This window comes from Ampullimonas aquatilis (assembly GCF_049675895.1).
GTDB lineage: Bacteria > Pseudomonadota > Gammaproteobacteria > Burkholderiales > Burkholderiaceae_D > Ampullimonas > Ampullimonas aquatilis.
Map to the genome: position 1 here is coordinate 788,371 of NZ_CP183834.1, position 12,913 is coordinate 801,283.

At 49.2% G+C, this 12,913-nt stretch carries 12 protein-coding genes and 1 tRNA gene; 10 read left to right on the forward strand and 3 right to left on the reverse strand.

The window, feature by feature from the left end:
• Positions 1 to 43 precede the first annotated feature (43 nt).
• The 3 genes from ACMYR3_RS03635 to ACMYR3_RS03645 form a co-directional block, all read right to left on the reverse strand.
• Positions 44 to 1,459, reverse strand: a complete 1,416-nt coding sequence (locus ACMYR3_RS03635; protein WP_424194606.1) for a multicopper oxidase family protein — start codon at positions 1,457 to 1,459, stop codon at positions 44 to 46.
• Positions 1,456 to 2,928: a TolC family protein gene (locus ACMYR3_RS03640; RefSeq protein WP_424194608.1), complete on the reverse strand. Its 1,473-nt coding sequence runs from the start codon at positions 2,926 to 2,928 to the stop codon at positions 1,456 to 1,458. The genes ACMYR3_RS03635 and ACMYR3_RS03640 overlap by 4 nt, the downstream gene beginning before the upstream one ends.
• 114 nt (positions 2,929 to 3,042) lie before the next feature.
• Positions 3,043 to 3,432 carry a hypothetical protein gene (locus ACMYR3_RS03645; protein WP_424194610.1) on the reverse strand — a complete coding sequence of 130 codons (390 nt, stop codon included), beginning with the start codon at positions 3,430 to 3,432 and terminating at the stop codon, positions 3,043 to 3,045.
• 436 nt (positions 3,433 to 3,868) lie between these two features.
• Here ACMYR3_RS03645 and ACMYR3_RS03650 point away from each other — a divergent pair, with 436 nt between their 5' ends.
• From ACMYR3_RS03650 to ACMYR3_RS03695, 10 genes are all read left to right on the forward strand, one after another.
• Complete coding sequence (locus ACMYR3_RS03650; protein ID WP_424194612.1) at positions 3,869 to 4,804, forward strand: transglutaminase-like domain-containing protein; 936 nt, start codon at positions 3,869 to 3,871, stop codon at positions 4,802 to 4,804.
• Between the two features lie 69 nt (positions 4,805 to 4,873).
• Positions 4,874 to 4,950, forward strand: a tRNA-Met gene (locus tag ACMYR3_RS03655).
• A gap of 377 nt (positions 4,951 to 5,327) precedes the next feature.
• Positions 5,328 to 5,543, forward strand: coding sequence for a hypothetical protein (locus ACMYR3_RS03660; RefSeq protein ID WP_424194614.1), 216 nt, complete (start codon positions 5,328 to 5,330; stop codon positions 5,541 to 5,543).
• Positions 5,509 to 6,609 (forward strand): tetratricopeptide repeat protein, encoded by a 1,101-nt coding sequence (locus ACMYR3_RS03665; protein ID WP_424194616.1) that lies wholly within the window; start codon positions 5,509 to 5,511, stop codon positions 6,607 to 6,609. Before ACMYR3_RS03660 ends, ACMYR3_RS03665 begins: the two co-directional genes overlap by 35 nt.
• A 54-nt stretch (positions 6,610 to 6,663) precedes the next feature.
• Entirely contained in the window at positions 6,664 to 8,094 is a 1,431-nt protein-coding gene (locus tag ACMYR3_RS03670) for a L,D-transpeptidase family protein (protein WP_424194618.1), read from the forward strand.
• A gap of 178 nt (positions 8,095 to 8,272) precedes the next feature.
• Complete coding sequence (gene gspG, locus ACMYR3_RS03675) at positions 8,273 to 8,713, forward strand: type II secretion system major pseudopilin GspG (RefSeq protein WP_424194620.1); 441 nt, start codon at positions 8,273 to 8,275, stop codon at positions 8,711 to 8,713.
• Positions 8,714 to 8,728: 15 nt separating this feature from the next.
• Positions 8,729 to 9,916, forward strand: a complete 1,188-nt coding sequence (locus ACMYR3_RS03680) for a type II secretion system F family protein (protein ID WP_424194622.1) — start codon at positions 8,729 to 8,731, stop codon at positions 9,914 to 9,916.
• Positions 9,913 to 11,601 carry a GspE/PulE family protein gene (locus ACMYR3_RS03685; protein ID WP_424194624.1) on the forward strand — a complete coding sequence of 563 codons (1,689 nt, stop codon included), beginning with the start codon at positions 9,913 to 9,915 and terminating at the stop codon, positions 11,599 to 11,601. The genes ACMYR3_RS03680 and ACMYR3_RS03685 overlap by 4 nt, the downstream gene beginning before the upstream one ends.
• Positions 11,582 to 12,394, forward strand: a complete 813-nt coding sequence (locus tag ACMYR3_RS03690; protein ID WP_424194626.1) for a hypothetical protein — start codon at positions 11,582 to 11,584, stop codon at positions 12,392 to 12,394. Before ACMYR3_RS03685 ends, ACMYR3_RS03690 begins: the two co-directional genes overlap by 20 nt.
• The gene (locus ACMYR3_RS03695) at positions 12,387 to 12,905 is read left to right on the forward strand and encodes a hypothetical protein (RefSeq protein WP_424194628.1); all 519 of its coding nucleotides are present in this window, start codon (positions 12,387 to 12,389) and stop codon (positions 12,903 to 12,905) included. The genes ACMYR3_RS03690 and ACMYR3_RS03695 overlap by 8 nt, the downstream gene beginning before the upstream one ends.
• The last annotated feature ends 8 nt before the right edge of the window (positions 12,906 to 12,913 follow it).

Consider the following 12,913-nt stretch of genomic DNA (forward strand, 5'->3'; position numbering starts at 1 on the left):
ATGCCCTAAAAGCCTGCATCAACAGGAACTGCGCCACATTTTCTTAATGCTGATGATGTCCACCGCGCTTAAGCTGCAAGACATTGTCAACTGTGCCACTTTGTTCCGCTTTGCCATGACCTTGTGAGTTGGTTGCAGACATCTCGCTACCTTTGGCCTGGGTGATCGGTGGCATCGGCCCTTCCCAAATGCGTGCCTGGCTTTGCCTGGGTTGGACATACCAGCCCGGATCACGATAATCGTCGCGTGCCAGACCTTCACGTACCTTGATGACATTAAACATGCCGCCCATTTCCAGCGAACCATACGGGCCCGTGCCAGTCATCATCGGCAAGGTGTTTTCAGGCAACGGCATGCTCATGGCACTCATGTCGGCCATGCCCTTATCGCCCATGACCATATAGTCGGGCACGAGCTGGGTAATTTTTTCGGCCACGGCACGATGATCCACGCCAATCATATTGGGAATGCTATGCGCCATGGCGTTCATGGTGTGGTGCGATTTATGGCAATGAATCGCCCAGTCACCCGGCTCATTGGCGACAAACTCCAGGGCACGCATCTGCCCAACGGCAATATCGGTGGTCACTTCGGGCCAGCGCGCTGAAGGCGGTATCCAGCCACCGTCGGTGCCGGTCACTTCAAACTCGTGTCCATGCATGTGAATGGGATGATTGGTCATCGTGAGGTTGCCAATCCGGATCCGCACGCGGTCATCCTTGCGCACGACCAAGGGATCAAGACCAGGAAAGGCACGACTATTCCAGGTCCAGATATTGAAGTCGAGCATGGTATTGATGCGCGGCGTAAAACTGCCCGGATCAATATCGTAGGCATTCAGTAAAAAGGCAAAATCCCGGTCTACCGCGTGTTGGCGGATGTCCTTGGGATGGGTGATCCACAAGCCCATCATGCCCATGGCCATCTGCGTCATTTCATCGGCATGCGGGTGATACATGAACGTGCCGGCACGTTTGGCAATAAACTCGTACACAAAGGTCTGGCCGGGCTGGATGGGGGGTTGCGTCAGGCCGCTCACACCATCCATGCCATTGGGCAAACGTTGGCCGTGCCAGTGCATGCTGGTATGTTCGGGGAGCTTGTTGGTCACAAAAATGCGCACCTGATCACCTTCTACCACCTCAATGGTGGGGCCGGGACTCTGACCGTTATAGCCCCATAAATTGGCCATCATGCCCGGTGCAATTTCGCGCACCACGGGCTCGGCCACCAGATGAAACTCCTTGACGTTGTTTTTCATGCGCCAGGGCAAGGACCAGCCATTGAGCGTGACCACCGGATGAAACGGTCGGCCGGTATTGGGCGTGGGTGGTACTTGGGTGGCTGCGGCTGGATTGCTGGCTGCTTCAGGAAGCATCGCAGCATGAGCGCGGCTGACCAATGCCGCGCCTAGTAAGGAGCCAGCAGATTGCGCTAAAAAATGACGACGCGAACTCATGGTTGTGCTCCTCGTGGTGTGGCGTGTGGTACTTCTGGTTGTGCTGCTTCGGGAACTGAAGGCCTAGGAGCGGTGACGGCTGCATTGGCAGTGCTGGGCAGCTTGCCACCGAGCGCCTGTTGCAGATCAGCCTCGGCCAGCCAATAGCCTTTTAATGCATCCAGATAAGCCGTGGTGCTATTGATTTGCTCACGCGCATCGGCCAGCAGTTCAAACACGCTGATCAGCATGCCGTTGTAGCGCAGCAGGTTTTCATCGGCAATCTGTTTGCGCAGCGGCACCACGGTGTCGCGATAATGTTTGGCCAGTGCGTATTGACCTTGATAGAGCTGATAACTCTCGCGCACCTCCGATTGTGCCCGCAAGGCCGTATCGGCAAGCTGATGCAGTGATTGCATATAGCGGCCTTCGGCACGCGCCACTCGTGCACCACCCCAATCAAAGAGGGGGACTTCAAGACGAATTTCATAGCCCTTTTCTGCGGCCCGGTTGGTTTCACTATTGCGCACATAACCCAGCTCCAGCACATTGATGAGCCGGGTTGCTTTGGTTAATCCCAACGCCCGCACCAAGCCTTCACGTTCTTTTTGGGCAGCCTGAATATCGAGCCGCTGTTGCATGGCCAGTTGTTCAAGATCGTCGGCCAGCAAGGCCTGCTCCGGTAAGTCAGGTAAACGCTCGGGAAGGGTGTAGTGACTTTGCGCACTGTTGAGCCCCAGCAGCCGCGCCAGTTTTTCACGGCTGCTGATGGCATTCGCCTGGCTGCGGGTGATCAGCACATTGGCTTCGGCCAGAAAACTTTCTTCACGCAACTGGTCACGCTTGCTCCAGTTGCCCACCTTGGTCATATTGCGCGCCAGTTCGGTACTGGCTTCCACAGCGCTACCAACCTGCTTGGTATAGAGCACAGTTTGTTCCGCAGCCACGGCTTCAAACCAGGCTTTGCGCGTGGCTGCGGCAACTTGCAGCGCTTCCTGACTGACCAGCAGTTTGACCTGTTCAAAACGTTGCTGCTCGATTTTGCTGGCCAAGGGCGTGACCAGAAAATTGATCAGATTGAGCGAAAAGGTGCGATCAATCAGCAACTCATCGGCACGGCGAGTGCGCGAAAAACTCAAGCCGGGATTGGCCAGTCGAGTCGCTTGCACCCAATCTGCTTCGGCAATGCCAACCTGGGCATAGATGGCTTGCAGGCCACGGTTATTGGTCAGCGCTATTTGCAGCGCATGATCCAGCGTCAAAGGGCTGGTCAGCAATTGGTTGACCTGCTCGGTCAGTGTCTGTTGCTCGTTGTCGGAGCGGATGAACTGGATGGGCTGGGCAAGTCGATCCTGGGTGAGGCGATTGATCACCGCATTGCCGCCATCCGACGACAAGCTGGCGCAGCCTGACAGCAGTACACCAGCCATCAACGCGGGCCATGCTTGCCGTGATTGGGCAAGCATGGACAGGTAAGAGTAAGAGGTCAATTGGCAATCCTCGTTGGGTTAAAACAGGGTGTGGTGATACGTGGCGGATAAGCCGATCGCATCATTGAACAGCGCTGCCGAACCCGCAAGGCAAGTTGGGCGAATGCTGCAATATTAACCGTGCAGGCGCGTGGTGAAGCGAGGCGGGCGATCAGGAAAGTCCGGCACATGATCAGGCCGGCTGGGTGTTGCATAAGGCTGCAGGGCAGGGTGAGCCATTTGCAGCATGGTGAGGTTGAGTGCGCTTGGCATCATCGCCATGCCCATGTGACAAGCTGCACAAAGACTGCAACTGTGCGTGTTTGCTGGGTTGTCATGGTTTCCCTGCACATGGCAGGGCAGGTGGGGCATGCTTGCTGTTGATTCGAGCAGTGTCTCCGCTGGCTGAATGCTTGGCCTTGCTACGTCCTGTTGGCACAAGCCAATACCCACTGCCGCGATGCCTTGTAGAGGAATGACGAGCAACAAATACATCAGCAAACAGATTTTAAGCAGTTTGATCATGGCAAAAGTCTAGCATGTGCCAGCGTGGTTGATTTGCTCAGGCGCAAACCTGCATGTTGCTTGCATCAAATCTGCGATTGATAGGATGAAAAATGGCAATCGCAGTTTGTGCGACCCAAGGTGGATGTCCTTGTGATTATCGTGATCTATCGGAGATTGCCTATGTAACTTGTCATGAGCACTTTTAAATATTGCTGTATAAGTAAGTAACTCGATTGATTCAGCCTAATTGCATGAAAATCGGACGCAGTTGAAAACCCAGCTGTAAAAAGTATGATGCCGGTAAATCGATTGGGATTGGCTTGTTTTTTTAATCTCAGGTTGTTGCCCGTATTTGTCGGCCAAGTCTGACATTAATTTATATGCCCGCCTGATTGGGTTGCTATCGTGGCTACCATAAAGTGGCTGCAGTACCCTTATTTTTCAGGATCACAATATGCCCATCAAATTTGCTATCGAGTGTGCTCTGGAGTATGAGCTCCTTGGCCCCTGTGAATTCATTTTCTGTCTACAAATTCCAGAAACACCCCATCAGACCATCCTTTCAGAAAATCTGATCGTTGATGGCGCACAGATTGTTGGTGAATATAAAGAGCCAACCTTGGGTAATCGCCTATTGCGTGTTTCAGGTCTACCGGGCGTTCTCAAACTCGATTACACGGCCAACATTGTTTTGTCGCATCAACAAGCTGATCCTAACCGTCTTATGGAACATGCGGTGAAAGATTTACCGGTTGAAGTCTTGTCCTATCTTTTGCCCAGCCGTTATTGTCAGTCGGATCAGCTGCTCAACTTTGCCATCCAGGAGTTTGGCCATTTGAGTCCGGGTTATTTGCGGGTGCAGTCAGTGTGCAATTGGGTTCATCAATATGTTCGGTTTATTCCTGGTACGACCCAATCGAGTACTTCGGCGCTTGAAATTCTCTCCAATCGTACCGGTGTTTGCCGCGATTTTACGCACCTCACCATTGCCTTGCTGCGTGCCTTGAGTATTCCGGCCCGTTTTGTGGCCGGTTATGACTATGGTGCTGATCCTTCTTTGGGGCCGACCGATTTTCATGCCTATGTGGAGGCTTATATCGAAAATCGCTGGTATATCTTTGACCCCAGTGGCCTTTGCCCGCGGCCCGGTCTGGTGCGTATAGCCACGGGTCGAGATGCGGCCGATTGCGCATTTGCCACGACCTATGGCGTTGCCCAATACAAGAATATGCTGATCAATATTCAGCCTTATGACATGAAAGGTGAGGCATTTGAGATTGAAGATAATCTCAATATGGCGCTTTCCACCGCAGGGCGTGATAACAACCCTGAATGGCTGCCATATCTGCCCGCAATGAAAGCCATTGATCACTCGGTATTAACTCAGTGAGCAGATTGATGCTGTGATTGCCCAATGCCTTGACAAAAGGGATGTATTTAGTCACAATGGCGAGCTTTTGGCGAATTAGCTCAGCCGGTTAGAGCGACGGAATCATAATCCGCAGGTCCGGGGTTCGAATCCCTGATTCGCCACCAAAACATCAAAGCCCGATCTTTTGATCGGGCTTTTTTATTACCAAAAACGATTTTTGCATCATTTTTACCTTTCGACGACGAGTCCTTCGCATGCGTTGAAATCATCGATTTCAAGCATACTATGAGTATGTATACTTAAATATCACCGTATTAAGTGCTAAAAATAAGATTCAATATTTTTACTATTGGGTAGTATTTCTTTGCTTCAGCGTTTTTGTTTAAGTGGTTCATGTTGTTATGAGCATCGGCTTATGTTCTGCCTAGTTAATGTGCTCGATGACTGTTTCAACCTTGTGTCATTAAAATGACGGTACAGTTTTGTCATAATTAAGTCACAAACAACTCGTATCCTGCCCGATCGTTGATAGTTGTGCTGTTTGTCTTCCATTCCTGCGTGTTGCGGTACATCGCGCTGGCCGATTGCCCATCGGCGCTTAGGTGCCGGGCTTCTTCTTAAAAACGATACTGATGAATTCAAACTTTTCTTTTTGCAAGGCGCAGATGGTGATGCCGCAATTCAAAAAAAGCGTGAGAACGCTGACAATCTTAGCTGCCGTGATGATGATCGGAGTGACATTGCCAGTGGTGGCTGATGAAGTGAGTGATATCGGGCAGTTACTGAAAGCGGGTAAGCTGGATCAGGCTGCACAAAAAGTGGATGCTGTACTGGCCGCCAAACCGCGCGATGCGCAGATGCGCTTTCTGAAGGGTATTATTCTGACGGAGCAAAAGCATCCGTCTGAAGCCATCGGGATTTTTCAGAAATTGACCGAAGATTTTCCCGATTTGCCCGAACCCTATAATAATCTGGCGGTGCTTTATGCTGGCCAGGGTCAATATGACAAGGCGCGTGGTGCGCTCGAAGCGGCGATCAGAACCAATCCAAGTTATTCCACCGCGCATGAAAATCTGGGTGATATTTATGCCAAGCTGGCGAGCCAGGCCTACGACAAGGCTTTGCAACTGGATTCCAATAATTCAGTAGCCCAGACCAAGCTGGTGATGATTCGCGATATGATCAATGGCGGACGTAGTCGCAGCCAAGAGGGTGGTGTGACCACGGTGGCTGCCAATTCGTCGGCAACGTCGAATCCGATTGCGAAGCCTGCGCCGCAGGTGGTCAGCAAGGCTCAGCCTGTAACGCCTGCGCCAACAGTGGTTGCGGCGGCTTCAGCACCGACACCTGTTCCTGCGCCTAAGGTTGAGGTCAAGTCTGAACCTGTGGCCGTATCGGCACCGGTCAAGGTTGATGTCAAACCCGAGCCAAAAGTTGAGATTAAGCCGGAAGCCAAACCAGAATCCAAGTCAGTGGTTGCTGCTGAAAACGACGAGATTGTGGCTGCGGTGATGAACTGGGCCAAAGCCTGGAGCCAGAAAGATCTGGAGCATTACTTTGCTGCGTATGGCAGCGAGTTTCAGGCACCAAATGGCCAGTCCCGCAAAGCCTGGGAGGCTGATCGTAAAGAGCGCATTATGGGCAAGGGCCGTATCAATGTGCGAGTTGAGCAGCCTGTGATCAAGCAAGATGGCAGTACTGCCACAGTGCGATTTCGCCAGCTGTATGATTCCGATCGCCTCAAATCAGACAATACCAAGACCCTCGTCATGACAAAAGTCGCAGGAAATTGGGTGATTAAACAGGAACGTTCAGGCAATTGACGCCAGGTTTTATATAATCCGTCTTCTACTCCTGATTTAAATAGGTAACGACGGATGGCGTCCATTTTTCCTGGTTTCCCAGATTCCAAGCCTGAACCCGCCCAACCCGCTTTGGTGGAACGAGGCTGGGTGCGGTTTTGGAAGCACTTGAATGTGGTTGACCCTTTCCATCCAAGTGCCCGGGCTTTATCCAGACTGCATCTGCTTTCCCGACTGGTGCTGGTGTTGCTGGGTATTTGTCTGTGTATCGCGTTCTTTTTCATCAAGCGCATCAATCAACCCACGATGGTCAGCGAAGCCTTGGGCAATCCCATTGCTTCATTAAGAAGTGGGTCGGTAGATCCCTTGTATCTGGTGCAGTCATCCGATGTGGAGCTGCGCTTATCCAAGATTTATGAACAGATTCACAATAACCAATTAAATGACGCCCAGTTCACGGTTGAAAAACTGGAACAGGACTATCCGAATCTGCCAGTTGCACACATGATCCGCGGCGATTTGCTCATGGCCAAGGCGCGAGCATTGAGTACCATTGGCGTGGGTACGGGACAAGCTGAAGAGCGATTGGCCGATCTGCGTGCTGAATTCAAGGCGCGCTTACTGGCAATTCAGCAGCCGCCCAATAAAGAAGTTGTGCCGGCTATGTTGATGCGCTTGGCCGAGCAGCAAAAAACGGTGTTATTGGTGGATGCCGGTCGCAATCGCATGTATGTGTACGAGAAAAAGCAGGATGTCTTGCACTATGTCGCTGACTACTATGTGTCGATCGGTAAGCTCGGCACAGAAAAGTCGCGTGAAGGCGATCAGAAGACGCCACTCGGTGTTTATGAAATCACTCAGTCCTTGCCTTCAGAAAAATTGCCGGAGTTTTATGGCAAAGCTGCCATGGCACTTAATTACCCCAACGAATGGGATGTGCTGCATGGCAAGACCGGACACGGCATCTGGATTCATGGTGTTCCATCTCCCATGTATGCACGACCACCCTTGGCCAGTGATGGTTGTCTGGTCATGTCCAATCAGGATGTTGAGGCCATTACGCATATGGTGGTACCTGGCGTGACGCAGGTGGTGATTACCGATCATATTGACTGGAATGATGCGCGTTCCAACAACCAGGCCGAGGCTGAGGTCAGCCAGTCGCTCAAGACTTGGCATAAAGACCGGATGCAGAAAGACTGGGATGGTTTTCGTCAACATTATTCCAGTCAATTCGCGATGTCATCGATTAAGCCAGAAGTTTTGACTGATACCTTGAAGGCGCGATTGGTGCAGACCAGTCCAGGCGCTCAGATTTCTAATTTATCGATTTTGGGTAGTCCACAGAGCAAAGGGATGGTGGTTACGACTTTTGATTTGATCCAGTCCATCAACAATCAAACTCACACAGAAAAATATCGCCTGTACTGGCAAAAAGAGCGGGGCAATGCCTGGAAGATTGTCTATGAAGGCGTGGTGCCCGTTCCTGCCGAGTTGACACTCTGATTATTCCTGCACTAGGACGCTTGTTGGACCAGCCCATTTGCATAGGGGCACTTCAACACCGTTCAATGACTTGTCATCAATGCTGACTGTCTTCAATTTTTAATCTTTTTGTCATACTTCTTCCGCATACTTATCGATCTTTCTGGTACTGCATGGTGCAAACCTGAGATTGATGGGCATGAACAACACTCTGCACAAAACAAATTACAGATCTACTAGCCAGTTTGGCTTCACACTGCTCGAATTGCTGGTGGTGATGGTCATCATTGGGCTTCTGGCTGCCTATGTAGGGCCAAAATACTTTACCCAAGTCGGGAAGTCTGAAGTTAAAACTGCCAAGGCTCAAATCAATGGACTGGAAAAAGCCCTTGACCAATATCGGCTCGATACCGGTCATTTTCCCACTGCCGAACAAGGCTTGAGTGCATTGAATAGCAAGCCTGAAAACGAAGAAAAATGGGAAGGCCCCTATATGGCTAAGGCCATACCCAAGGATCCCTGGGGTAATGTTTATCAGTACAAGATTCCTGGCGAGCATGGTGACTACGATTTGTACTCCTTTGGCAAGGATGGCAGATCGGGTGGTGAAGGTCAGGACGCTGACATCACCAACTGGTAATCGAGCGTTACTGTGATGCAGTTCATCATCACGGCCATGCGACAGCATGAGTTGCATATATTTGCAATCGATGCCACCTCTGAAGATGAGGCGATTGCGCGGGCCAAAACCCAAGGCTACGCGGTTTTAAAAGCTGAACAGAAAAAGCAGTTGATTGATCTATCGGGGCTGGTGCGTAAGGAGTTTCCGCATACCCAGTTCAATCAAGGCTTGTTGTCATTGATTAAAGCCGGTTTGTCACTGGTAGAGTCAATCGAGGCGCTGGCCGAAAAAGAAGCTCGTGCCGAGAGCAGCCGGGTTATCAAGAAATTATTGGGGCACCTTTATGAGGGGCTGACATTTTCTGCAGCACTGGAAAAACAGCCCGAAGTTTTTCCGGCCATTTATATCGCCACCATTCGAGCCAATGAACGCACCGGATCTTTGGTTGAGGCCATTGAACGCTACATCGCCTATCGAGCTCAGGTGGATGAGGTGCGCAAGAAGATAGTGAGTGCTTCCATTTATCCAGCCGTCATCATGGGCGTGGGTGGTTTGGTGATTTTGTTTTTGCTGTTTTACGTGATCCCCAAATTTAGTACCGTGTTTGAAGATATGGGTGATCGCATTCCGGCCATGTCTCGCTATCTGCTGAATTGGGGCAAGTTTGTCGAAACCAATGGTTCCAGTGTTTTTTTATTCCTTGGTCTGGTGATAGTGGGTATTTTTGTTTTGTTTGGTCAAGCTTCGGTGCGTGCCTTAATTGGACGACAGTTCAACAAAATTCCTAGTATTGGTGACTTTACCAAGCTCTATCAGTTGAGCCGTTTTTATCGAACCATGGGCATGTTGCTGAAGGCTGGTATACCGGTGGTCACAGCCTTGGGCATGATTGAAGGTTTGTTGCCGGAGTCGTTTCGCAACAATTTGCAGCAAGTCAAAACACATATCAAAGAAGGTGTGTCGATGTCGCAGGCATTTGAAAGAAATGGCCTGACGACGGCAGTGTCATCACGCATGTTGCGAGTGGGTGAAAAAACTGGCCAGATGGGTGAGATGATGGAGCGTATCGCCGTTTTTTACGAAGCGGATGTGGCCGAAAAAATTGACTGGTTTGTACGTTTGTTTGAGCCTATTTTGATGATTGTGATTGGTGTCATCATTGGTGTGGTAATTCTGTTGATGTACGCACCGATCTTTGAACTGGCTGGGAGCGTGCAATGAAGCGTGATATTGAGCATGACAACCTGTTGGCTATATCTTCATTACAGATTGCCGAGGCCCGGCAACAGGCGGCGCTCAATCAGAAAAGTGTCATAGAAGCATTGGAGGAATTGCTTGATACGTCACCTGACCGCTTCATGCGCCTGGTGGCTGATTATCTGCACTACCCACTCTTTGGTATGGGTGAGCTAGAGCAACAGCAAGTTGATTTTCAAGCCATTTCTTATGGTGAGTGTCTGGCAAAAAATTGTTTGCTGCTAACAGTTAATGATCAGTACACACTTGTTATCGCCAATCCATTTGATCAAAATTTATTGAGCTGGTGTGAAACACGTATTGCTCGGATTGATCAGATTGTTATCGCGCATCAATTGGATATTGCTGCCTATCTTGGCCGTAAAGAAGAAGGGATGCGGGCGGTCGACACCGCCTTGGAAAACCAGGCTTCTCAGGAAGTCAGTGATGAAACCATCATTGATCTAACCATTCAAAAAATTCATGAAGATAACAGCCCGGTAGTCAGACTGGTGCACTCCACGCTATACGATGCTTTGAAGAGTGGTGTCAGTGATATCCATCTGGAATCACATAATAATAGTCTGCAAATCAAGTACCGGATTGATGGTGCCTTGATTCATATCGGTACTTCCGACGGTAGAGAAGTCGCTGAACAAGTGATTTCCAGAATCAAGGTCATGTCCGAACTGGATATATCGGAACGACGCATTCCGCAAGATGGTCGTTTTCGAATTCGAGCATTGGGGCGGCAGATTGATTTTCGGGTTTCCATCATGCCCAGCATTCATGGCGAAGATGCGGTACTGCGAATTCTTGATAAAAAGCTCGCCAACGAAACAACTTCATTAAATTTGAGTTACGCCGGATTTGATGACGCCACGCTTACCCAATTTCGCCGACTGATTCAGGAGCCATATGGCCTGGTTTTAGTCACTGGCCCAACCGGTAGCGGCAAGACCACGACACTCTATGCGGCACTCTCCGAAATCAATCGCGGCGATGACAAGATCATTACCATTGAAGATCCGGTTGAATATCAGCTCAATGGCATTTTGCAAATCCCTGTGAATGAAAAGAAGGGACTGACTTTTGCGCGTGGCTTGCGATCAATTTTGCGACATGATCCGGATCGCATCATGGTAGGTGAAATTCGTGATCCTGAAACAGCGCAAATTGCAGTGCAATCTGCTTTGACTGGCCATTTGGTTTTCTCAACCGTGCATGCCAATAACGTCTTTGATGTCATCGGCCGCTTTACCCATATGGATGTTGATCCATACAGTTTTGTTTCGGCACTGAATGGTGTATTGGCACAACGCCTGATTCGAGTCAGTTGTCCGCATTGCGTAAAAGAAATCAAACCAGATTACGATGAATTGCGTTTGGCTGGCATCATGGATAGTGCAATCCAGACTGGCCTTTTTAAGGCAGCACAGGGTTGTGGACAATGCCGTGGTACTGGTTATAAAGGTCGAAAAGCGATTGGTGAATTACTCATATTGAATGATGAGATTCGTGAGTCGATCATTGCCAGAGAAAGTATTCGCAAGATTAAAGAAGCAGCCAAGCGGAATGGCACACGGCTACTCAGAGAGAGTGCAGTGAATCTGTTACTCAATGGTGAAACGACTTTGCAGGAGGTGAACCGTGTCACTTTGGCATCGTAGTTCCAGTTTGATATATCTGGCACCACTACTGATTGAATGGCAGTCTGAGTCTGGTCATGATGTTGATGGCCGCATTGAAATTCAAGAATCGCAGACACCTTTGCAGATTGCCACATTATTTGAATCAGCCACGAAAGAAAGTCAGCGCCGTCAGGCTAATCTGGATCATGTTGCGATTTCCTTGTCATCCGAATTGGTAAAAGCTTTTATATTGCCTTGGCAAGAAAAGCTAATGACAGGCAAGCAATTGCGAGCATATGTCAGTTATTACTTTCAGGAACGTTTTGGGCTAGATGGCAGTGAATGGGAATTTCGTATATTTCGACAGGGTTATGGTTTGCCAGCCTTGGCTTGCGCGTTGTCAAAATCAATTTTGAAAGAAATCGCTCTTAATGCCAAGGCACAAGGCTTGACGATAAGTCGTATAGAACCATACTTTGCAACGGTACTTAACCGAATTGGTCATTTGGTCGATCAGTCACCTTGTTGGATTGTGATTGAAGAAGATTGCGGATTGAGTGCTTTGTATCAGGCGACAGAACAAGGATACGTGCATTTTGTTCGCTGGAACAAAACTGGCCAGAGTTTGACCGATCTGATTGATCGTGAGGCCAAAATTTTACTCCTGCCACAGACTGATGCGCCAATTTATTTATATAGTCGTTCTGGCATGGCTAATACCAGTAATCAAAGTACCAATCAGCAGATTATCCGTCTTCAACAGCGCAGTACAGCTACATCAACGAGTAAATTAAAAATCGCTGGATGCTCTCAAGGAGGACGGTATGAGTAACGCCATATCACTTGATTTTCATCAAAAACAGCAGCCCAGTTTAGTGATTGTTGCGGTCTTGTTATTGTTGACTGTCATCGTGTTTGGTCTGTTGGCATGGAGTTATCAAAATGATCAAGATGAAATTGAAGGTTATCAGGAAAAGTTGAGCAGACTTGAAAAGTTAAGTCAGGTTAAAAAGGCGACAGTGAAAAGCGACAAACAAGATGAAAAGATCGTCAAAAATGCCAAGCGTATTTATGATGAATTGACTATTCCATGGAGTGGCCTGTTTGATCGATTTGAGTCAGTCTCATTAAAAGACAAGATCAGTCTGATCAGCTTGACGCCGGTACCGAATACGCAGTCAGTAAAAATTATTGGTGAAGCCAAAAATATCAATGATGCAATTGATTATCTTGGTGAACTTTGTGGCAAGAGCGATTTTAGGCATTGTCATCTGGATAGCTATCAAAATACAGAAAAAGAGGCGCTTGCCTTGACTGAGTTTTCTGCCATAGTGCAATGGTAGTGATGGAT

What these genes read in the sequence shown, in the direction of transcription:
- ACMYR3_RS03635 (WP_424194606.1), bottom strand. Translation starts at nt 1,459, where the DNA reads ATGAGTTCGCGTCGTCATTTTTTAGCGCAATCTGCTGGCTCCTTACTA.
- gspG (WP_424194620.1), top strand. Translation starts at nt 8,273, where the DNA reads ATGAACAACACTCTGCACAAAACAAATTACAGATCTACTAGCCAGTTT.
- ACMYR3_RS03650 (WP_424194612.1), top strand. Translation starts at nt 3,869, where the DNA reads ATGCCCATCAAATTTGCTATCGAGTGTGCTCTGGAGTATGAGCTCCTT.
- ACMYR3_RS03665 (WP_424194616.1), top strand. Translation starts at nt 5,509, where the DNA reads ATGATGATCGGAGTGACATTGCCAGTGGTGGCTGATGAAGTGAGTGAT.
- ACMYR3_RS03685 (WP_424194624.1), top strand. Translation starts at nt 9,913, where the DNA reads ATGAAGCGTGATATTGAGCATGACAACCTGTTGGCTATATCTTCATTA.
- ACMYR3_RS03645 (WP_424194610.1), bottom strand. Translation starts at nt 3,432, where the DNA reads ATGATCAAACTGCTTAAAATCTGTTTGCTGATGTATTTGTTGCTCGTC.
- ACMYR3_RS03680 (WP_424194622.1), top strand. Translation starts at nt 8,729, where the DNA reads ATGCAGTTCATCATCACGGCCATGCGACAGCATGAGTTGCATATATTT.
- ACMYR3_RS03670 (WP_424194618.1), top strand. Translation starts at nt 6,664, where the DNA reads ATGGCGTCCATTTTTCCTGGTTTCCCAGATTCCAAGCCTGAACCCGCC.
- ACMYR3_RS03695 (WP_424194628.1), top strand. Translation starts at nt 12,387, where the DNA reads ATGAGTAACGCCATATCACTTGATTTTCATCAAAAACAGCAGCCCAGT.